This window comes from Streptomyces sp. NPDC007872, from assembly GCF_042868165.1.
GTDB lineage: Bacteria > Actinomycetota > Actinomycetes > Streptomycetales > Streptomycetaceae > Streptomyces.
On the sequence record NZ_JBIAEA010000009.1, the window covers coordinates 21,748 to 40,987 of the forward strand.

Consider the following 19,240-nt stretch of genomic DNA (forward strand, 5'->3'; position numbering starts at 1 on the left):
CGGGTCCCCGGACCGGGGCGGCTGGCAGGATGACTCCATGTCCTCTCCCGTGCTCCGCTCCGTCCACGTCCACCCGGTGAAGGCCATGCGCGCGCTGACGTACGCGGAGGCCGAAGTACAGCCCTGGGGACTGGCCGGGGACCGTCGCTGGGCCGTCGTCGACGCGGCGGGCAAGGTCGTGACCCAACGCCGTCACCCCCGGACGGCGCTGGCCGCGGCCGAACCGCTGCCCGGCGGCGGGATCGTCCTGTCCGCGCCCGGACACCCGCCGCTGGCGGTCAAGGTGCCGCACCCCTCGGCCACGATCACGGTGGACGTGTTCGACAAGCCGGTGGAAGCCGTCCCGGCCGGTCCCGGCGCGGCCGTGTGGCTCTCGGCGTTCCTGGAGGGCGACTTCCGGCTCGTCCACATGGACGCGCCGGAGCACCGGCGCCCGGTGGACCCCGCGTACGCGCTGCCCGGCGAGACCGTGAGCTTCGCGGACGGCTATCCGCTGCTCGTCACCACCACCGCCTCGCTCGACGCCCTCAACTCCCTGATCGCCCGGGGCGACCGGGCCGAGGAGGGCCCCCTGCCGATGAACCGGTTCCGGCCGAACCTGGTCGTCGGGGGGACCGGGCCCTGGGCGGAGGACGACTGGACCCGGATCGCCGTCGGAGAGGTCACCTTCCGGGTCGCCCGTCCCTGCGGACGCTGTGTCGTCACCACGACCGACCAGCTCACCGCCGCGCGCGGCAAGGAGCCGCTGCGGACCCTCGCCCGGCACCGCAGGAGCGACGGCCGGGTCCTCTTCGGCCAGAACCTCGTCCCCGAGCACACCGGCACGGTCCGGGTCGGCGACGCCGTCAAGGTCCTGGACTGACCCCACCCCGCGGGCGGGGCGCGCGTCACACTTCGCCGCCCCGACGGGCGGGGAACGCGGCCCCGGGGCACACTCGTTGGAGAAGCCGCGAACAACGAGGGGGGCCGGACGTGCGCGCAGCCCTGGGACTCCGGCGCTGGCGGCGCAACCCCCTGCGCCGGACCACGGACCTCGTCGAGGCGTGGATCGCCCTCGTCGCCGTCGTCCTGCTCTGCGTCGCGGCTCCCCTGGTCGGCCTGCGCACCGGCACGTCCGCGGACGAGACGCTCCGGCGGGCGGTCCGCGCGCAGCAGGAGCAGCGGACGCCGACGACGGCCCGGGTGGTGCGGGCCGCCGACGCGCCCGCGAGCGGGCCCCGGACCGCCGAGGCCGGCGGGGAGGAGCGGTTGCGCCGCTCCGTGGTGGCCCGCTGGACGGCCCCGGACGGCTCGTCCCGTACGGGGACGGTGACGACGGCCCGGCGGCACTCGGCCCCCGGCGACACCTTCGCCCTGTGGACGGACCGGACCGGGCGCCCGGTGGCGCCGCCGCTGCGCCCGGACGCCGCCCGCGCGCACGCGATCACCGCGGGGCTCACGGCCGCGCTCCTCACCGGCCTCCTGGTCGAGACCGTCCGCCGGCTCGCGGTCCGCCGGCTCGTCCTGCTGCGGTACGCGCGCCTCGACCGCGCGTGGGCCGCGACCGGCCCCGACTGGGGCCGCACCGGCACCGGAAGCTGATCGGGTCCGACCGGTCCCGACCGCTCCGGACCGCCCCGGACCGGCGGTGACGCGCCCCGGGCACCCGGTGCGTTCCCGGTGCGGACGGGGGTACGCGACCCGTCATCCCCACGCCGCCGCGCGCGCTACGGTGGGGCATCGGATCAGCGGCGAGGCATGAGGCGGGGGCAGGACACACCCATGGCACAGGGCACGGTCCAGGTGACGCACACCGGCACATCGCGGTGGCGGCGCCGCACGGGTGAGTACCCCTCCCTCGCCGCCGCCCTGGAGGCCGCGGGCGACGGGGACGTGCTCACCGTCGCCCCGGGGACCTACCGGGAGAACCTGGTGGTGCGGCGGGCCGTCACCCTGCGCGGCCCCGAGGGCGGGGTCGGCTCGGTCCGGATCGCGCCCCCGGACGGGGTCCCGCTGACCCTGCGCGCCTCCGTCGTCCTCCAGGACCTGCACGTCGAGGGCCAGGACGTGGCGGCGCCCGCGCTGCTCGTCGAGGACGGCACGCCCGAGCTGCTCGACCTGCGGATCATGACCCGCTCGGCCGCCGGGATCGAGGTGCGGGGCGCCGCCCGGCCCACGGTCCGCCGCTGCACGGTCGACAACGCGGCGGGGATCGGCATCGCCGTGCTCGACGGCGCGGGCGGGGTGTTCGAGGAGTGCGAGGTGGTGTCCGCCGGACAGGCGGGCGTCTCGGTGCGGGGCGGCGCGCACCCACGCCTGGAGCGCTGCCGGGTGCACCACGCCTCCGGCGCCGGGATCGCCGTCACCGGCGAGGGCAGCGCCCTGGAGGGCGTGGGCTGCGAGGTGTACGAGATCAAGGGCGCCGGGCTCCAGATCGCCTCCCGCGCCACCGCCCACCTCACCGACTCCTCGGTGCACCGCACGTCGGCGGACGGCATCACCCTCGACACCGACGCCGTCCTCACCCTCTCCGACTGCGACATCCACGACGTCCCGGAGAACGCGGTCGACCTGCGCTCGCGCTCGGTCCTGACGCTCACCCGGTCGACCGTCCGCCGCTTCGGCCGCAACGGCCTGTCGGTGTGGGACCCGGGGACCCGGGTGGACGCCAACCAGTGCGAGATCCACGACAGCACCGGCGACTACCCGGCGGTGTGGGTGAGCGACGGGGCGACCGCCGTCCTCGACGCCTGCCGGGTGCACGACGTGCCGGACGCGCTGTTCGTCCTCGACCGGGGCTCGCGCGTGGACGTGGTCGACAGCGACCTGTCGCAGGTGCGGAACACGGCGGTGTCGGTGAGCGACGGGGCGACGGCCCAGCTCGACGACTGCCGGATCCGGGAGGCGTCCACGGGCGCCTGGTTCCGCGACCACGGCAGCGGCGGCACCCTGTCCGGCTGCACGATCGACTCCGTGCAGACCGGGGTCATCGTCACCAAGGGCGCCGACCCCACGATCGAGCGGTGCACGGTCACCTCGCCCGCCGAGGCCGGCTTCTACGTGTCGGCGGAGGGGCGCGGCTCCTTCCACGGCTGCCGGGTGACGGGCAGCGGCGGGTACGGCTTCCACGTCACGGACGGCTGCCGAACGACCCTGCGCAAGTGCCGTACGGAGCGGTGCGCGCGCGGCGGTTACGAGTTCCCGGAGGAGGGCGCGGTCGCGGAGGAGTGCACCAGTGACGAGAGCGCGGTCCGCTCCTCCGTACCCGACTCCTCCGGCTCCGGCTCCTCCCCGGCCGGCGGCGGTACGGTCCTGGCGGAGACGCGGACGGCCGGGCTGCTCGGCACCGTACCGGCCTCCCGGCCCGCGACTCCGACCCCGGCGCCGGAACCCGTCCCGGAGGCCCGCTCCTCGCAGGACGTGCTCGGCGAACTGGACGCCCTGGTGGGCCTGGAGAGCGTCAAGCACGAGGTGCGGACCCTCACCAACATGATCGAGGTGGGACGCAGGCGCCGGGAGGCCGGGTTCAAGGCGGCCTCGGTCCGCCGCCACCTGGTCTTCACGGGCAACCCGGGCACGGGCAAGACGACCGTGGCCCGGCTGTACGGCGAGATCCTCGCCTCGCTCGGGGTCCTGGAGCGCGGGCACCTGGTGGAGGTGTCCCGGGTGGACCTGGTCGGCGAGCACATCGGTTCGACGGCGATCCGCACCCAGGAGGCGTTCGACCGGGCGCGCGGCGGGGTGCTGTTCGTCGACGAGGCGTACGCGCTGTCGCCGGAGGACTCGGGGCGCGACTTCGGGCGCGAGGCGATCGACACCCTGGTGAAGCTGATGGAGGACCACCGGGACGCGGTGGTGGTCATCGTCGCCGGGTACACGGCGGAGATGGAGCGGTTCCTCACCGTGAACCCGGGGGTGGCCTCGCGCTTCTCGCGGACCATCACCTTCGGCGACTACGAGCCGGAGGAGCTGCTGCGGATCGTGGGGCAGCAGGCGGACGAGCACGAGTACCGGCTCGCCCCGGGCACGGACGGGGCGCTGCTCGCCTACTTCGCGAAGCTGCCCAAGGGTCCGGCCTTCGGCAACGGGCGCACGGCGCGGCAGACCTTCGAGTCGATGGTGGAGCGGCACGCGGGGCGAGTCGCCGCGCTCGACGCGCCGAGCACGGACGACCTGACCCTGCTCTACCCGGACGACTTGCCCGAGCTGCCCTGATCCCTCTCGTCCCTGCCGGAGACCTCGGTTTCGGAGGCGCCCTTCCCGCAGGTCCCCGGTCCGGAAGCCCCCTTCCCGCAGGGCTCCGGCGGCTCCCCGGCCCCCCGCTGCCGGGGGACGGCGGGCGGGAGGCGGTCGAGGAGGCCGGTGCGGCAGTGGATGAAGCCCGGGTCGGCCTGGTAGTCGGAGTGGCCCAGGATCGGTTCGGGCAGCGGGTGGTCGCGGGTGCGTCCGTAGGCGACCGGGTCGAGCAGGACCGGCTCGTCGACGGCGGGCCGCCCGTCCTCGGCGACGACCCGGACGGGCCCGCCGATCGGGTCGGTGGCGCGGTAGAGGTTGCTCCAGCAGTGCACCGTGCGGTTCAGGGAGCCCAGGGCCTCGGGACCGAAGTAGGCCGGGAACCAGCGTCCGTAGAGCCGCTCCAGGGGTGAGCCGTAGGTGAGCAGGGCAACCCGGCGGCGGGTGGCGGGCTTGAGCTGCCAGACGGCGGCGGCGGCGAGGACGCTGCCCTGGGAGTGCCCGGAGATGACGAGCCGGCCGCCGGTGCGCCGGGTCCAGGAGCTCATCCGCCAGGTGAGGTCGGGGACCGCGCGCTCGGCGTAGCAGGGCGGGGCGAAGGGGTGGGCGGCGCGGGGCCAGAAGGTGCCGACGTCCCAGAGGATGCCGATGGTGCGGCGGGCGGAGGGGTCCCGGTAGGCGCGGCGGCCCCAGGTGACGAAGAGCAGGAAGCCGAAGCCGATCATCCAGGAGCCGAGGGCCTGGGTGGCGGAGGCCAGGGCGGCGATCGCGGGGTGGGCGCCGTCGAAGGCCCGGCCCGGCACATTCCCGCTGGCCCAGGCGCCGACGACGGAGGCGGCCCCGAGGAACAGGGTGGCGCCGGAGACGACGCCGACGAGGACGGGTGCGGAGTCGGTGAGCGCCGCCCGCGCCCGGACGATCGCGATCCGTCCCGTACGGACCGGGTCGCGCTCGTCGCCGGTGGCGTAGTCGGCCTCGACCTCGGAGCGCAGGCGCCGGGCGGCGAGCACGGTCCGCGCGGCGAGGAGGGCGGCGGGCACGGCGAGGAGGAGGAGCAGGACGGGGATGACGGACGCCTGCCAACTGAGCAGGACGGGCGGGCTTATCCGGGGTCCCGGGTCGCCCATGCCGGGGGTGGCCGGTCCGTCGAGCCAGTCGGCCACGCGCTGGGCGACGCCGCCGGACATGATCCCGCCGAGGGCACAGGCGAGCATGGCGACGGCGGGTCCGCCGAGCCCGTACAGGGCGGTGCGGGGGTCCCGGCGGGGGCGCTGGAGGAGGAGGGCGACCGCGCCGAGGGCGACGACGAGGGCGCCCTGGGCGACGGTGAGGGCGCTGAAGACGGCGTCACCCGGGAGGGTCCCGGACGAGGCCCAGCCGGGCCGGGACCAGCCCGCGTACAGGACGGTGACGAGGAGCAGGGCGAGGGAGGCGCCGGGCAGCCAGGAGACCAGGGCGCGTTCGAGCCGCAGGTCGAGGCGGTTCTCGCTGCGGCCGCGCCGGCAGACGACCCAGAGGACGACGACGGCGAAGGCGGCGACGGCGGCCTGGAGGATCCGGCCGAGGACGGCTCCGGTCCCGGGGGCGGCGGTGTCGTGGCGGGCGGCGGCCGTGACGAGGGCGGCGGCGACGGTGAGGAAGCCGGCGGCGGTGTGGGCGGCCCTGAGCCGGGCGACGAGACGGCGGCCGTACCAGAAGCCGGGGCGTCCGAGGGCGGCGCGGGAGCCCGGGTCGACGGTGGCGGTGTCCCGCTGCGCCGACGGCGTGTCGTAGCCGGTGGGCGGGCGCTGGGCCTCGTACGCGGTCCAGGTCCGGTTGGACAGGTACCAGAGCAGGCCGACGAGGACGGCCGGGACGAGGGCGGCGACGGCGAGGCGGCGGCCGGGCACGGACCACCAGCCGCCGCGCTCGACGGAGAGGAAGCCCAGCCAGGAGGCGGAGTCGACGCAGGCGGGGGCGGCGGCGCACTGCCAGGCCGTCAGGTCGAGCGCGACCTCGCAGGCGGCGGCGGTGAGCAGGACGGTGAGGGTGAGGGCGACGAGCCGGACGAGGACCCCGTAGAGCCGGACGAGCCGGTGTCCGCCCGGGGCGGGCGGGCGCATCCAGTGCGCGAGGTTGGCGACCATGAAGGGCAGGAGCAGCAGCCATAACGCGCGGGTGCCGTCGCCGGAGGTGAGATTGGACCAGCAGTACGCCTCCGGGACCGGGCGCCCGGCGTACCGTTCGGGGTGCTCCTCGGCGTCGGCGTCCTCGATCCGCCGGTACACGGCGGCGGTCCGGTCGCCGGTGATCCGCACGGTCCTGGGGTCGTCGAGCATGTCCTGGGGGGTGGCTCCGCCGACTCCGTGGACGAGGAGTTCGAGCGCCGCGTCCCCGCTCTCCGGGGCGGGTGTGGCAGGGGACACTGGGGCGGCTCCCTCATGAGGTGGGAAGATGCGACGTCGGAGACAGGATCGCGGACGGCCGCGCGGCCGCGCACGGTCCCTCACCGAATTTCACCCTCATCCCCATATCCCCCGTCCCCTGCGGAAGGACCGGCCCCGGCGGTGACTGACAACCAGAACCTCCTCGCGGAGCAGCGGCGCGCCCTGATCCTCGACGAGGTCCGGCGGCGCGGCGGCGTACGGGTCAACGAACTGACCCGCCGTCTGAGCGTCTCGGACATGACGATCCGCCGCGACCTGGACGCGCTGGCCCGGCAGGGCGTGCTGGCCAAGGTGCACGGCGGGGCCGTTCCGGTGATCGAGGCGAGCACCCACGAACCGGGCTTCGAGGCCAAGTCGGTCCTCGAACCGAGCGCCAAGGACGAGATCGCGCGGGCGGCGGCGGCCCTGGTGACGCCGGGCACGGCGATCGCCCTGTCCGGCGGGACGACGACCTACGCGCTGGCCCGGCACCTGCTGGACGTGCCGGACCTGACGGTGGTGACCAACTCGGTGCGGGTCGCGGACGTGTTCCACGAGGCGGGGCGGACGGGCGGCTCGGGCGAGCCGCGGCGCGGGGCGGCGACGGTCGTCCTGACGGGCGGGGTGCGCACGCCGTCCGACGCCCTGGTGGGGCCGGTGGCGGACCGGGCGATCCGCTCGCTCCACTTCGACCTGCTCTTCCTCGGGGTGCACGGCGTCTCGGTGGAGGCCGGTCTGTCGACGCCGAACCTGGCGGAGGCCGAGACGAACACCTGCCTGATGCGTTCGGCGCGCCGGGTGGTGGTGGTCGCCGACCACACCAAGTGGGGCACGCTGGGCCTGAGTTCGTTCGCCTCGCTGGACGAGGTGGACACCTGGGTGACGGACGGGGGCCTGTCCGAGGGGGTGCGGGCGGAGGTGGCGGAGCACGTGCCGGGGCTCGTGGTGGCGGGCGAGGAGCGGGCGTGAGCCCCTTCCGGGTCGAGCGGACCGTGCCGGCGGCCCCGGAGGAGGTGTGGCGGCGGCTCACGGACTGGCCGGCGCACGGGCGGCGGGTGCCGCTGACCCGGACGAGGGTGCTGACGCCGGGGCCGAACGGCGTGGGGACCCGGTTCACCGCCCGGACCGGGATCGGCCGGCTGTCCTTCGACGACCCGATGGAGGTCGTGCGCTGGGAGCCCCCGTCGGCGGGCCGTCCTGGCGCCTGCCGTCTGGAGAAGCACGGCCGTGTGGTGCGGGGCTGGGCGCTGATCGAGGTGACGGAGGCGCCGGGCGGCGGCTGCCGCGTGGTGTGGACGGAGGAACTGGCGGTACGGGGCGTGCCGCGGGCCCTCGATCCGGTGCTCGCGCGGGCGGGACGGGTGGTGTTCGGGCGGGCGGTGGACGGGCTGCTGCGGGAGGGGTGAGGGGCGGGCCTCGCCGCAGTCGCGTCCGTGGGCGAGGCCGTGGCCCTGACCGGGGCCGGGTCCGTGGACGTGGACGTGGCGTCAACACCGCCCGGCTCCTGTGCTGTTGACGTCAGGTCAGTTAAGGTGCTCCTTCCGCTCACGCCCCGGGAGGTCCGGTCCATGGCACGCCGACTGAGGCCGGTGGAGCTCGACTTCACCGCGTCCGCGCCCGTCCGTCTGGTGTTCACGGCGACGCTGGCCGCCCCGCCCGCCGCCGTCTACCGCTCCCTGGCCGTGGAGGTGGGGAGCACGCCCTCCTGGTTCACCGCCCTCGCCTCCGCCGTCCCGACGGGCGACGGGACGGGCCGCAGCGTCCGGCTGCGAGGCGGGATCGCCCTGGAGGAGACGATCCTGGCCGCCGAACCCCGGGTCCGCTACGCCTACCGGGTGGACACGACGAACGCCCCCGGGCCCACGGCCATGGCGGAGGAATGGGCCCTCTCCCCCGCCGGTCGGGGCACGACGCTGCGGTGGACGATGGCCGCCGACGGCCCGGCCGCGTTCCGGCTCGCGCTGCGGTGCGCGCGGCCGGGCCTGGGGCGGTCGTTCCGGGGCGCGGCGCGCCGGCTCGACCGGCGGCTCACTCCGGCCAGGCCCCCGTCGCCAGGAAGCTCTCGATAGCGGCGGTGTACGGGGCGATGTCCAGGCCCTGGGCGGCCAGCCAGTCGTCGGAGTAGTACTTGTCGAGGTAGCGGTCGCCGGGGTCGCAGATCAGGGTGACGACGCTGCCGGTGTGCCCGTGCGCGACCATCTCGGCCACGATCTTGAAGGCGCTCCACAGGCCGGTGCCGGTGGAGCCGCCCGCCTTGCGGCCGATGGCCGTCTCCAGGGCGCGGACGGCGGCGACGCTCGCCGCGTCGGGCACCTTCATCATGCGGTCGACGGCCCCGGGCACGAAGCTCGGTTCCATGCGGGGGCGGCCGATGCCCTCGATGCGGGAGCCGCAGTCGGCGGTGGCGTGCGGGTCGTGCCGGGTCCAGCCGTCGAAGAAGCAGGAGTTCTCGGGGTCGGCGACGCAGATCCGGGTGTCGTGCTGCATGTAGTGCACGTAGCGGGCGATGGTCGCCGAGGTGCCGCCGGTGCCCGCGGTGGCCACGATCCAGGTCGGCTCCGGGTACCGCTCCAGCCTGAGCTGCTGGTACATCGACTCGGCGATGTTGTTGTTGCCCCGCCAGTCGGTGGCCCGCTCCGCGTAGGTGAACTGGTCCATGTAGTGGCCGCCGGTGCGCTCGGCGAGGGCGGCGGACTCCTCGTACATGGTGCGCGAGTCGTCGACGAAGTGGCAGCGCCCGCCGTGGAACTCGATGAGCCGGCACTTCTCGGGGCTGGTCGTGCGGGGCATGACGGCGATGAAGGGGACGCCGATGAGCTTGGCGAAGTACGCCTCGGAGACGGCGGTCGAACCGCTGGAGGCCTCGATGACGGGCTTGTCCGGCCGGATCCAGCCGTTGCACAGGCCGTAGAGGAAGAGGGAGCGGGCGAGCCGGTGCTTGAGGCTGCCGGTGGGGTGGGTGGACTCGTCCTTGAGGTAGAGGTCGATGCCCCAGTGCTCGGGGAGCGGGAAGCGCAGCAGATGGGTGTCGGCCGAACGGTTGGCGTCCGCCTGGACCTTGCGGACGGCCTCCTTCAGCCAGGCCCGGTAGGCGGGGTCGCTGCGGTCGACGTCGACGGTCGCCGTGGCGGTGCCTCCGGAGATGGCGGTGGCCCCGGGGGCGGCGGTGCCGCCGGGGGTGACGGCGCCTCCGGGGGTGGCCGGCGAACCGTTCTGCGCACTGTGCTCGGTGGTGCTCATCCGCGCTTCTCCTCGATCGCTTCCCCGGGGGTGCTCCCCCGGGTGCTCCACTGCCGACAATACCGCTCTCACCTGGGCAAACGTTCCCTTTGACCTTCCATAGGGAAGACTTGCGGAAGGGTGTGCGAGAGGGCCACTGGTGCGGTCGCGGACGGCCCGGCACACTGGGAGCGGCAATCCGGGAAAACGGGTGGGAAGGTGCGGATCGGCATGCAGGAACCGGAGTTCAGCGCCAGGGGCGTGGAGATCAACCGCTGGCTGCGCTCGCTGACGCGCGCGGGCGAGGTGCGGATCGAGGACGGGCGGCTCGCCCTGCTCACCAGTTACGGCAGCGAGATCGACAGCGCGCCGGTGACGGCGGTGCGGGCGGGGCGCCCGTGGTTCGCGGGGCCGGACGAGGCGGTGGCGACCGTGAACGGCACCCGGTACCGGCTGACGCTGCACAAGAACGGCCGCGACGGCGGAACGGCGGACTCCGGGCAGCCGAAGGGCTCGGAGGAGTCGGAGGAGTCGAAGGAATCGGGCCGCTTCCTCGCCGCGCTCAGGCGGGCGGCGGGACGACGCTGAGACAGGGGCCCGGCGCCGGGAGGCGTTGACGCCAGGCGTGAGCGCCGGGCGCGCCGGGCCCTCTCCCACCTGGCACGGTTCGCCGTGAGTTGCGGGACGGTCACCCCTGGCCCACGCTGGAATCACCTCACCGAGGGTTGACAGGTGGTGACAGTACGTTGTAACCGTCACCCCATTGGACCGCACGAGAGATCCGAACCTTCGTCTTCTTCCGGACTACTTCGGGGAGTCGCAGCCGTGATCAGCGAACCGAGCAGGTACTACGCGGTGGAGCTCCACGCCCTGCCGCAGCGGATCGGACAGGTCCGCAGGATTGTCTCGGCGCATCTGCGCCACTGGCATCTCGACGCCCTGGTCGACCATGCCCTGCTGGGAGTCACCGAGCTCCTGACCAACGTCCACCGGCACGCCCGGCCGGACAAGCGGTGCACCGTGGAGATCGAGCTGCTGCTCGACCGGCTCACGGTCTCCGTCAGGGACCACGACCCGCGCCTGCCGCGGACCGAGGGCCCGTTCGGCGATCCGGCCGACGCGCCGGCCGACGGCCTCGCCACCTCCGGCCGGGGCCTCGCCCTCGTCGGCGCGGTCAGCGAGAGCTGGGGCGTCCGGCCGTGCGAGGGCGACGGGAAGGTCGTGTGGTTCACCCTCGCGGCGCCGCCCGCGGGCGGTCCCGTCGAGACGCGCGAGGAAGTCGTGTACGGCGCCGCGACCGAGGGCCCCTTCACCGGGTACGAGCGGGTCCCCGCCGTGCCCCTGGGCGTCCCGGCCGAACCGGTCCTGAGCCCCGCCCCCGCGGTGGCCGCCGCCCGCCCGGTCCTGGCGGGCCGGGCGGGCTGAGGGACCCGGGCGGGCGGGGGCGGGTCACCGTCCCCGTACTCCTCAGGCCCCGCGCCCCTTGGGGCCCGCGGCGCGGCCGAACTGCTCCTCCAGGACGGTGAGGCGCCGCCAGTACTCGTCCTCGTCGATCTCACCGGCGGCGAACCGGTGGCCGAGCAGGGCGATCGGCGAGTGCTCGTCCGGCCCGCCGGCGCGACCGGCGCGGAGGTCCCGGCCCCGGCGCCACCCGGCGCGGCGGGCGAGGGTGACGACCCCGACGACGGCGACGGCCCAGACGAGGGGGAAGAAGAGGGCCCACGGGCCGGGGCCCGCATGGGCGAGTGTGTTCATGGCGTTCCAGCTCCTCGGTGCGTGTGGGGAAACGTCCCCGGTCCGAGAGTCGCCCCGGGAGGGGGTCCCGCGCGTCGTACGGGCAGCGGCTTCCCGCGTACGACACGGGGAGTACGCCCGCTCCCCCATCCCTGTCCTCCCCACTCTCCTTCCTTCTGTACCTACTGGTATGTACAGTACGGCCATGGGGACGAACGAGACCTCCGAGCGGCTGGTCGAGGCGACCCGCGAACTCCTGTGGGAGCGCGGCTACCTGGGCACCAGCCCCAAGGCCGTCCAGCAGGCGGCGGGCGCGGGCCAGGGCAGCATGTACCACCACTTCGCGGGCAAGCGGAACCTCGCCCTGGCGGCGATCCGGCGGACCGCCGGGGAGATGGACGCGGCGGCCGGGGCGGTCCTGGAGGGCGGGGGGTCGGCGTACGCCCGGATCGAGGCGTACGTGCTGCGCGAGCGCGACGTCCTGCGCGGCTGCCCGGTGGGGCGGCTGACCATGGACCCCGAAGTGATCGCGGACCCGGAGCTGCGCGCCCCCGTCGAGGAGGTGATCGGCCGACTGCGCGCCCGTCTCGCCGCGATCGTGCGGGAGGGACGGGACAGCGGCGAGCTGGACGGCTCCCTGGACCCGGAGGAGACCGCCGCGACGGTCGTGGCGACGGTGCAGGGCGGGTACGTGCTGGCCCGCGCGACGGGTTCGCCGGCGCCCTTCGACAGCGCCGTACGCGGTCTGCTCGCGCTGCTCGCCCCGCGCCCGGCCCGCTGAGGCCGGCCCGCCGAATCCGACCCACCGAATCCGCCCCGTCGAATCCGACGCGCCGAAGAGGAACCGGAGCCCGTTCCGTGCACGCGATGCAGTACGAGATCACGCTTCCCGCCGATTACGACATGGGCGTCGTCCATGAGCGGGTGGCGACCCGGGGCCATCTGCTCGACGCCTTCCCGGGCCTGGGCCTGAAGGCGTACCTGGTCCGGGAGCGCGGGGCGGACTCGCCCGTGAACCAGTACGCGCCGTTCTACCTGTGGGTCACGCCCGAGGGCATGAACTCCTTCCTCTGGGGAGCGGGCTTCCAGGGCGTCGTGAACGACTTCGGCCGGCCGGTGGTGCAGCACTGGACGGGCGTGGCGTACGCGGAGGGGCCGGCGCCCGCGTCGGCGCCGCGCGCCGCGACCCGGCGCAGGACCCCGCTCGGGGAGGCGGTCCCGCCGGGCGAGGCGGTGGCGGAGGCGGTGGCCCGGCACGCGCGGGAGGCACGCCGGGACGGGGTGGTGGCCTCGGCACTCGCGGTGGACCCGCGCCACTGGGAGCTGCTCTCCTTCACCCTGTGGGCGGGCCCGGAGGCGCCGTCCGGCGAGGGCGAGCGCTTCCGGGTGCTCCACCTGTCGGAGCCGGGGCGGGCGGAGCTGGGGGCTCAGGCCGTGGCGACCAGCGTCAGATAGGCGATGCCGAGGACGCCGCGGTAGCCGTTCAGCCAACTGGAACGCTGCCGGTCGACGCGGTCGCGCGTCTCGGCGGCGAGCGGGTGGCCGGGGTGGGCCGCGAGCCAGACCTCCGTGTCGTACCGGTAGCCGGACTCGAACTCCTCCCACTCCTCGGCGCTCGCCGTCTCGATCCAGACGGGCCGGAAACCGGCCCCGATCGCGAGGTCGACGAGGGCGCCGAGGGAGAGGTGGTCGTCGGCGCGGGCGCCGGGCCACATCCCGGCCAGTTCGGCCCCGGTGGGGACGCGCTCCCAGAAGCCCTCCCCCAGGACGACGCGGCCGCCGGGCCGGACGAGCCGGCGGAGTTCGCGCAGGACGGCGGCGGGGTCGTACGGCAGGTCGGGGTCGCAGAGCGCCTGGCCGGCCCCGAGGCAGAGGACCGCGTCGGCGGGGCCCCGGTCGGTGCCGAGCGCCGACTCCTCGACGAAGGCCACGCGGCCGGCGAGCCCGCGCTCCTCGGCGAGGGCCCGGCCGCGGGCCAGGTCCTCGCCGTTGATGTCGATCCCGACCCCCTCGGCTCCGGGAACGGCGTCGAGGAGGCGTAGGAGCAACTCGCCCCAGCCGCAGCCGATGTCGAGCACGTCGGCGGGCCCGGAGGCGGCGAGCCGCCCCAGGACGCGGGCGGCACGGGCCTCGGAGAGCGGCCCGTGGAAGGTGAGGCCGCCGAGGCGCGGGGGAAGTGCGGAGCCGGAAGAGGTCATGGGGCGGAACGGTACGTCGTGCGGCCGCTCCGCCCCACCGGTTTTCGCCCCGGTCCCGGGCGGAGACGCCGTACGGGCCCCAGCCTGGGAAGGGTGTACACCACGCGCGTGTCCCGCCACGTCGACGCCCCGCCCCTGGCCGTCTACCGGACGCTCCTCGACCCGGAGGCCGTCGCGCGCTGGCGGGTGCCGTACGGCATGAGCTGCCGGGTGCACGAGTTCGACGCCCGCGAGGGGGGCGCCTTCCGGGTGTCGCTGCGGTACGAGGGGGAGGACGGCGCCGGGAAGTCGGGGCCGCGCACGGACACGTACCACGGCCGCTTCGTGGAGCTGGTGCCGGACGAACGGGTCGTCGAGGTCGTCGAGTTCGAGACGGCGGACCCGCTGCTGCACGGGGCCATGACCCTGACGACGACCCTGGTCCCGGACGGCGGCGGCACCGAGGTCCTGGTCGTCCACGAGGGCGTCCCGGACGCGATCCCCGCCGCCGACGACGAGACCGGCACCCGCATGGCGCTGGACCGGCTGGCGGCCCTGCTCGAAGGACGCCCGGAGTAGTCGGGCGGCTTCCTCAGACCGGTTCGCGGGAGAGGGCCGCCAGGGGGTCGTCCAGGACCGGCTGCCAGGCGAGTTCGGCGGCGCCCACGAGGCTGTTGTGGTCCAGGGTGCAGGGGAGGATCGGCACGCCGCCGCTGCGGCCCCAGAGGCTGCGGTCGGCGACGACCGCGCGGAGGCGCTCGGGGTCGGCGTCGAGGAGCTCGCGGTGGAGGCCGCCGAGGACGATCCGGTCCGGGTTGAGGATGTTCACCAGGCCGGCGAGGCCGAGTCCGAGACGGTCGATCAGCTCCCCCACGGCGACCCGGACGCCGGGGTCGTCCGGGCTGGTGCGCAGCAGGTCGCGGGACTGCTGGAGCAGCGAGACCTCGGGGCCGGGGACGCGGCCGGCGGCCGTGAGGAAGGCGAGCGGGTCTGTCTCGACGTCGAGGCAGCCGCGACCGCCGCAGTGGCACGGGCGGCCCTCCGGGTTCACCGTCAGGTGGCCGACCTCCAGGGCGAGGCCCGAGCTGCCGGTGTGCAGGCGTCCGTCGAGGACGAGCGCGCCGCCGACGCCCCGGTGGCCGGTGGCCACGCAGAGCAGGTCCCGGGCGCCGCGCCCGGCGCCGTGGCGGTGCTCGGCGAGGGCGGCGAGGTTCACGTCGTTGCCGGTGAAGGCGGGGCCCTCGATGCCGGCCTCCCGCACCCGCTCGGCGAAGATCTGCCGGACCGGGGCCCCGGCGGGCCAGGCCAGGTGGAGCGGGTTGAGGGCGGTGCCCTCGGGCTCGGCGACCGCGGAGGGCACGGCGAGGCCGGCCCCGACGCAGCGGCGGCCGCTCTCCGCCAGGAGGACCGCTCCGGCCTCGACCACGGCCCCGAGGACCTGGGCGGGGTCGGCGGAGACGACGACGCTGCCGGGGGCCGTGGCGACGATCGTGCCGCCGAGGCCGACGAGCGCGGCCCGGAAGCCGTCCGGGTGGACCTGCGCGGCGAGGGCGACGGGACCCTTCTCGTCGACGGCGAGCCGGTGCGAGGGGCGGCCCTGGGAACCCGCGGCGGCGCCGGGGTTGGAGTCGACCCGGATGAGGCCGAGGGCCTCCAGCTCGGCGGCGACGGCCCCGGCGGTGGCGCGGGTGACGCCGAGCTCGGCGGTGAGGACGGCCCGGGTCGGCGCCCTGCCGGTGTGCACCAGCTCAAGCGCGGGGCCGAGCGCGTTGCGCCCCCTGTCCAGCCGTGTCCGGGTCGTCGTCGCCTTGCCGTTCATGGGGGCGAGTCTCCCATGATCGGACGACGCCCCCGACCTCACGGGGGTGCGGGCCCGCCCTCCACCACCGGAACCTCTCGGCCCCACGGCCGGAGGGCCCGACTCCGGGGCCGGAGGGCCCGACTCCGCGATCGGGGGCTCGGCCCCACGGCCGGAGACGTACCCTCCGGGACCGGGCGCTCGACTCCGCGACCGGAATCCCGACCTCGCGGTCGGGGAGCCCGACCCCGCGATCGGACTCTCGGCCCCGCGGCCGAAGGCCTCCCGCGACCGGGCGCCCATCCCTGCCGCCAGGGCCCGCTCCCATGGCGGGGGTTCGGCTCCCTGGCCAGGGCCTGCCCCCGTAGCAAGGGCCCGCCCCCACGGCCAGGCCTCGCCCCCCATGGCAGACAAAACCCGCCCGGCACGCTCCCGGAACCGCCCCACCCCGGTTGATTCGTCCGTCGCTCACCCCTATCCTGAGTTTGTGCCGCTACTAAACAAAGTACGGACGGCCGTCTCGGGGGACTCCGGCGGAGACACCGCCACCCGTTCCCTGTCCCGCCTCCGCTCCGCCCTGACCCTCTTCTTCGCCCTCGACGGCTTCCTGTTCGCCGGCTGGGTGGTCCGGATCCCCGCCGTCAAGGAGCAGACCGGCGCCTCGGCCGGGGACCTCGGCCTCGCGCTCCTCGGAGTGTCGGCGGGTGCCGTGGTGACCATGACGCTGACCGGGCGGCTCTGCCGCCGGTACGGCTCCCACGCCGTCACCGTCGCCACCGCCGCACTCCTCTCGCTCTCCGTCGTCCTGCCCGCGCTGACCCGCTCCCCACTCGCCCTCGGCCTCGTCCTGCTGGTCTTCGGCGCCGCGTACGGCGGCATCAACGTGGCCATGAACAGCGCCGCCGTGGACGTCGTGACCGCGCTGCGGCGCCCCGTGATGCCGAGCTTCCACGCCGCGTTCAGCCTCGGCGGGATGCTGGGCGCGGGGCTCGGCGGGCTGCTCGCCGGAAGCCTCTCCCCCACCGTCCACCTCCTCGGCCTCACGGTCGCCGGCCTGGCCCTGACGGCCGCCGCCGGGCCCGTACTCCTGCGCCGCCCCTCCCCCGCCCCGCCCGAGGCCCTCCCCGCCCCGTCCACCGCCTCCGGTACGCGGCCGGGTGCCCCGGCCCCGCGCCGTACGGTCCTCGTCTTCGGGTTGATCGCGCTCTGCACGGCGTACGGCGAGGGCGCGCTCGCCGACTGGGGAGCCCTGCACCTCACCCAGGACCTGCACGCCCATCCCGGGGTGGCCGCCGCCGGGTACTCCGTGTTCGCGCTGACCATGACGGCGGGACGGCTCTCCGGCACCGCGCTGCTCGAACGCCTCGGGCAGACCCGCACCCTGGTCGCGGGCGGCGCGACCGCCGCCGCGGGGATGCTGCTCGGCGCGCTCGCGCCGACCGTCTGGGCCGCGCTCCTCGGCTTCGCCGTGACCGGTCTCGGCCTCGCCAACATCTTCCCCGTCGCCGTGGCCCGCGCCGGCGCGATCGCCGGCCCCGGCGGGGTGGCGACCGCGTCCACCCTCGGGTACGGCGGAATGCTGCTCGGCCCGCCCTCGATCGGGTTCCTCGCCGACTGGTTCTCCCTGCCGGCCGCGCTCACCACGGTCGCGGTGCTCGCCGCCGGTGCCGCGGTGATGGGCTACCGGGCCCGGGACGCCAGGGCCGTCCGGACGGTCTGACGCACCCGCCCCGGGGCCGCGCCCCGCACCTCGCACCTCGCACCTGCCAGAATCCGCCCCATGGACATGATCACCGGGGGGACGATGAAGGTCGCGGAGCACATCGAGGCGCTGGACGGCGCGGGCCTGGGCCTGGCGGAGGCGGCGGCCGCGGCCGGGCCGGACGCGGAGGTGCCGGTCTGTCCGGGGTGGCGGGTCCGCGACCTCCTCCGGCACGTGACGACGGTGCACCGCTGGGCCACGGCCTTCGTGACCGAGGGACACATCACGTACCGCCCGGAAGGCGGCGAACCGGCGCTCGACGGCGACGCGCTGCTCGCCCACTACCGCGAGGGGCACGCGGCCCTGGTCGCCGCTCTGCGCGCCGCGCCGGAGGAGCTGGAGTGCTGGACGTTCCTCCCGGCGCCGTCGCCCCTCGCCTTCTGGGCCAGGCGGCAGGCGCACGAGACGACCGTCCACCGCGCGGACGCGGAATCGGCGCTCCCGGCGGGACCCGGGCCGGTGGCCCCGGCGGTCGGCGCCGACGGGATCGACGAGCTGCTGGGCGCCTTCCACGCCCGGAGCCGCAGCCGGGTGCGCACGCCCGAACCCCGGACCCTGCGGGTGCGGGCGACGGACACCGGCGACGTCTGGACCGTACGGCTCTCGGCGGACGCCCCGCGCACGGAACGCACGACCGGCTCTCCGGCCACCGCCCCCGTGGACGCGGAACTGAGCGGACCGGCCGGGTCGCTGTACCTGACGCTCTGGAACCGCCTGCCCGAGGACGCGGTCACGGTCACCGGGGACGCCTCCCTCGTCCGCCTGTGGCGGGAGAGGTCGGCGATCGGCTAGCGCCGGGGGCCCCGGATCGCCGCGACAGGATGCGCGCCGCGCGGCCGTCGGAAGAATGGGGCCCGGATGGCCCTCCACGGGGCCGGAAAGAGGGAGCCTGTCATGCCTGTCGCCGACACCCCGATGAACCTCACCCGGGCCGCCCACGTCGGGATCTCGGTCTCGGACCTGGACGCGTCGATCGCGTTCTACACGGCCCTGACCGGCCGGAAGCCCGCCGCGGAAGGAACGATGGACAGCGTGCCCTTCGGCCGGTCGCAGGGTCTCCCGGTCGCGAGGCTGCGGTACGCGACGATCGACATCGACGGCCTCGGCATCGATCTCATCGAGTTCCGGGAGCCGGCGGGCGACCGCACGAACGGCCGGGCGGACCGCCCCGGTTCCATGCACCTGTGCTTCAGGGTCGACGACCTCGACGCGGTCCACCGCCGGATGGAGGAGGCCGGGTACGACTTCCTGGGCGATCCCTACACCTTCCTCGCGGGCGAGGTCACCCCGGACGCGGCCCTCGGCACGAAGGTCGCCTACTTCAACGACCCCGACGGCACCAACCTGGAGATCATCGAACCGGAGGGCGGCTTCGCCAACTAGGGCCCGCCCGGCGGATCAGGGTCGGGCGGACGGCCCCGGGGAGGGCCGGACGGCTCAGGAAGACCGGTCCAGCATCCGGGTCAGGATCTCGCGCTGGAGGGGCTTCACCTCGGTGTGGCGGTCGAGGCCCTTCTCGGTGAGCCTCACCTGGACGCCGCGCCGGTCCTCGGGACACATCCCCCGGGCGACCAGGCCGTCCTTCTCCAGGCGGGCGACGAGCCGGGACAGCGCGCTCTGGCTGAGGTGGACGCGGTCGGCCAGCTCCTGGACGCGCCAGGCCGCCGGACCGCCCTCGGACCCGCCCTCGGACCCGCCCTCGGCGAGCACGTCGAGGACCTCGAAGTCACTGGCACCGAGCCCGTGCGGATGGAGGGCCCGGTCGAGCTCACAGGTCGTCCGGGCGTGTACGGCGAGGACGTCACGCCACTCGTCCACGAGCGCGCGTTCGGACTTGTTCGCTGCCATGACCGCACGGTAGCAGAAACCACCCCTTTTGTTGCACGGGAATTAAATGCTCTTGCATTCAATGCACGTGCATGTACTGTCTCTG

The 19,240-nt window shown here is 75.3% G+C and carries 20 protein-coding genes; 14 read left to right on the top strand and 6 right to left on the bottom strand.

The window, feature by feature from the left end; genetic code table 11:
• The first annotated feature begins 37 nt into the window (after window positions 1-37).
• From ACFYNX_RS27455 to ACFYNX_RS27465, 3 genes are all read left to right on the top strand, one after another.
• Window positions 38-862 carry an MOSC domain-containing protein gene (locus ACFYNX_RS27455; RefSeq protein ID WP_388665108.1) on the top strand — a complete coding sequence of 275 codons (825 nt, stop codon included), beginning with the start codon at window positions 38-40 and terminating at the stop codon, window positions 860-862.
• 110 nt (window positions 863-972) lie between these two features.
• Window positions 973-1,581 carry a hypothetical protein gene (locus ACFYNX_RS27460; protein WP_365549411.1) on the top strand — a complete coding sequence of 203 codons (609 nt, stop codon included), beginning with the start codon at window positions 973-975 and terminating at the stop codon, window positions 1,579-1,581.
• Window positions 1,582-1,761: 180 nt separating this feature from the next.
• On the top strand, window positions 1,762-4,194 hold the full coding sequence (locus ACFYNX_RS27465) for a right-handed parallel beta-helix repeat-containing protein (RefSeq protein WP_388665110.1): 2,433 nt from the start codon (window positions 1,762-1,764) through the stop codon (window positions 4,192-4,194).
• Here the strand turns inward: ACFYNX_RS27465 and ACFYNX_RS27470 are convergent.
• Complete coding sequence (locus ACFYNX_RS27470; RefSeq protein WP_388665112.1) at window positions 4,164-6,617, bottom strand: hypothetical protein; 2,454 nt, start codon at window positions 6,615-6,617, stop codon at window positions 4,164-4,166. The genes ACFYNX_RS27465 and ACFYNX_RS27470 overlap by 31 nt on opposite strands.
• Window positions 6,618-6,758: 141 nt before the next feature.
• Here ACFYNX_RS27470 and ACFYNX_RS27475 point away from each other — a divergent pair, with 141 nt between their 5' ends.
• From ACFYNX_RS27475 to ACFYNX_RS27485, 3 genes are all read left to right on the top strand, one after another.
• The gene (locus tag ACFYNX_RS27475; protein ID WP_388665114.1) at window positions 6,759-7,586 is read left to right on the top strand and encodes a DeoR/GlpR family DNA-binding transcription regulator; all 828 of its coding nucleotides are present in this window, start codon (window positions 6,759-6,761) and stop codon (window positions 7,584-7,586) included.
• Window positions 7,583-8,023, top strand: a complete 441-nt coding sequence (locus ACFYNX_RS27480) for an SRPBCC family protein (protein WP_365549422.1) — start codon at window positions 7,583-7,585, stop codon at window positions 8,021-8,023. Before ACFYNX_RS27475 ends, ACFYNX_RS27480 begins: the two co-directional genes overlap by 4 nt.
• A gap of 162 nt (window positions 8,024-8,185) precedes the next feature.
• Window positions 8,186-8,686 (top strand): SRPBCC family protein, encoded by a 501-nt coding sequence (locus ACFYNX_RS27485; RefSeq protein WP_365549424.1) that lies wholly within the window; start codon window positions 8,186-8,188, stop codon window positions 8,684-8,686.
• On the opposite strand, the gene ACFYNX_RS27490 is transcribed toward ACFYNX_RS27485, so the two are convergent.
• A complete protein-coding gene (locus tag ACFYNX_RS27490) occupies window positions 8,646-9,857 on the bottom strand; it encodes a pyridoxal-phosphate dependent enzyme (protein WP_388665116.1) in 1,212 nt (403 codons plus the stop codon). The two genes, ACFYNX_RS27485 and ACFYNX_RS27490, sit on opposite strands and share 41 nt — an antisense overlap.
• Before the next feature lie 210 nt (window positions 9,858-10,067).
• Between ACFYNX_RS27490 and ACFYNX_RS27495 the strand changes: the two genes are divergently transcribed.
• Both ACFYNX_RS27495 and ACFYNX_RS27500 read left to right on the top strand, forming a co-directional pair.
• Window positions 10,068-10,424 carry a hypothetical protein gene (locus ACFYNX_RS27495; RefSeq protein WP_365549430.1) on the top strand — a complete coding sequence of 119 codons (357 nt, stop codon included), beginning with the start codon at window positions 10,068-10,070 and terminating at the stop codon, window positions 10,422-10,424.
• A 237-nt stretch (window positions 10,425-10,661) separates the two neighbouring features.
• Window positions 10,662-11,261 (top strand): ATP-binding protein, encoded by a 600-nt coding sequence (locus ACFYNX_RS27500; RefSeq protein ID WP_388665118.1) that lies wholly within the window; start codon window positions 10,662-10,664, stop codon window positions 11,259-11,261.
• Window positions 11,262-11,303: 42 nt separating this feature from the next.
• Here the strand turns inward: ACFYNX_RS27500 and ACFYNX_RS27505 are convergent, their stop codons facing one another.
• Entirely contained in the window at window positions 11,304-11,591 is a 288-nt protein-coding gene (locus tag ACFYNX_RS27505) for an SHOCT domain-containing protein (RefSeq protein WP_365549436.1), read from the bottom strand.
• A gap of 169 nt (window positions 11,592-11,760) precedes the next feature.
• Here ACFYNX_RS27505 and ACFYNX_RS27510 point away from each other — a divergent pair, with 169 nt between their 5' ends.
• Window positions 11,761-12,351: a TetR/AcrR family transcriptional regulator gene (locus ACFYNX_RS27510; protein ID WP_388665121.1), complete on the top strand. Its 591-nt coding sequence runs from the start codon at window positions 11,761-11,763 to the stop codon at window positions 12,349-12,351.
• Window positions 12,352-12,428: 77 nt separating this feature from the next.
• Window positions 12,429-13,025 carry a DUF4865 family protein gene (locus ACFYNX_RS27515; protein ID WP_388665123.1) on the top strand — a complete coding sequence of 199 codons (597 nt, stop codon included), beginning with the start codon at window positions 12,429-12,431 and terminating at the stop codon, window positions 13,023-13,025.
• On the opposite strand, the gene ACFYNX_RS27520 is transcribed toward ACFYNX_RS27515, so the two are convergent.
• Window positions 12,998-13,768, bottom strand: a complete 771-nt coding sequence (locus ACFYNX_RS27520; protein WP_388665125.1) for an SAM-dependent methyltransferase — start codon at window positions 13,766-13,768, stop codon at window positions 12,998-13,000. The two genes, ACFYNX_RS27515 and ACFYNX_RS27520, sit on opposite strands and share 28 nt — an antisense overlap.
• 93 nt (window positions 13,769-13,861) lie before the next feature.
• Between ACFYNX_RS27520 and ACFYNX_RS27525 the strand changes: the two genes are divergently transcribed.
• Complete coding sequence (locus tag ACFYNX_RS27525; protein ID WP_388665127.1) at window positions 13,862-14,326, top strand: SRPBCC domain-containing protein; 465 nt, start codon at window positions 13,862-13,864, stop codon at window positions 14,324-14,326.
• A 13-nt stretch (window positions 14,327-14,339) separates the two neighbouring features.
• Here the strand turns inward: ACFYNX_RS27525 and ACFYNX_RS27530 are convergent, their stop codons facing one another.
• Window positions 14,340-15,566 (bottom strand): ROK family protein, encoded by a 1,227-nt coding sequence (locus ACFYNX_RS27530; RefSeq protein ID WP_365549450.1) that lies wholly within the window; start codon window positions 15,564-15,566, stop codon window positions 14,340-14,342.
• A gap of 466 nt (window positions 15,567-16,032) precedes the next feature.
• Between ACFYNX_RS27530 and ACFYNX_RS27535 the strand changes: the two genes are divergently transcribed.
• The 3 genes from ACFYNX_RS27535 (at window position 16,033) to ACFYNX_RS27545 (ending at window position 18,690) form a co-directional block, all read left to right on the top strand.
• Window positions 16,033-17,265, top strand: coding sequence for an MFS transporter (locus tag ACFYNX_RS27535; protein ID WP_388665130.1), 1,233 nt, complete (start codon window positions 16,033-16,035; stop codon window positions 17,263-17,265).
• Window positions 17,266-17,349: 84 nt separating this feature from the next.
• Window positions 17,350-18,099, top strand: coding sequence for a maleylpyruvate isomerase family mycothiol-dependent enzyme (locus tag ACFYNX_RS27540; RefSeq protein ID WP_388665471.1), 750 nt, complete (start codon window positions 17,350-17,352; stop codon window positions 18,097-18,099).
• Window positions 18,100-18,201: 102 nt separating this feature from the next.
• The gene (locus tag ACFYNX_RS27545) at window positions 18,202-18,690 is read left to right on the top strand and encodes a VOC family protein (RefSeq protein WP_365549456.1); all 489 of its coding nucleotides are present in this window, start codon (window positions 18,202-18,204) and stop codon (window positions 18,688-18,690) included.
• A 54-nt stretch (window positions 18,691-18,744) separates the two neighbouring features.
• Here ACFYNX_RS27545 and ACFYNX_RS27550 read toward each other — a convergent pair whose 3' ends face one another.
• A complete protein-coding gene (locus tag ACFYNX_RS27550) occupies window positions 18,745-19,155 on the bottom strand; it encodes a MarR family winged helix-turn-helix transcriptional regulator (RefSeq protein WP_388665133.1) in 411 nt (136 codons plus the stop codon).
• Between the last annotated feature and the right edge of the window lie 85 nt (window positions 19,156-19,240).

Coding starts and splice junctions, on each gene's coding strand:
- ACFYNX_RS27455 (WP_388665108.1), top strand. CDS start 38: ATGTCCTCTCCCGTGCTCCGCTCCGTCCACGTCCACCCGGTGAAGGCC.
- ACFYNX_RS27465 (WP_388665110.1), top strand. CDS start 1,762: ATGGCACAGGGCACGGTCCAGGTGACGCACACCGGCACATCGCGGTGG.
- ACFYNX_RS27485 (WP_365549424.1), top strand. CDS start 8,186: ATGGCACGCCGACTGAGGCCGGTGGAGCTCGACTTCACCGCGTCCGCG.
- ACFYNX_RS27490 (WP_388665116.1), bottom strand. CDS start 9,857: ATGAGCACCACCGAGCACAGTGCGCAGAACGGTTCGCCGGCCACCCCC.
- ACFYNX_RS27495 (WP_365549430.1), top strand. CDS start 10,068: ATGCAGGAACCGGAGTTCAGCGCCAGGGGCGTGGAGATCAACCGCTGG.
- ACFYNX_RS27505 (WP_365549436.1), bottom strand. CDS start 11,591: ATGAACACACTCGCCCATGCGGGCCCCGGCCCGTGGGCCCTCTTCTTC.
- ACFYNX_RS27510 (WP_388665121.1), top strand. CDS start 11,761: ATGTACAGTACGGCCATGGGGACGAACGAGACCTCCGAGCGGCTGGTC.
- ACFYNX_RS27520 (WP_388665125.1), bottom strand. CDS start 13,768: ATGACCTCTTCCGGCTCCGCACTTCCCCCGCGCCTCGGCGGCCTCACC.
- ACFYNX_RS27530 (WP_365549450.1), bottom strand. CDS start 15,566: ATGAACGGCAAGGCGACGACGACCCGGACACGGCTGGACAGGGGGCGC.
- ACFYNX_RS27540 (WP_388665471.1), top strand. CDS start 17,350: ATGAAGGTCGCGGAGCACATCGAGGCGCTGGACGGCGCGGGCCTGGGC.
- ACFYNX_RS27545 (WP_365549456.1), top strand. CDS start 18,202: ATGCCTGTCGCCGACACCCCGATGAACCTCACCCGGGCCGCCCACGTC.
- ACFYNX_RS27550 (WP_388665133.1), bottom strand. CDS start 19,155: ATGGCAGCGAACAAGTCCGAACGCGCGCTCGTGGACGAGTGGCGTGAC.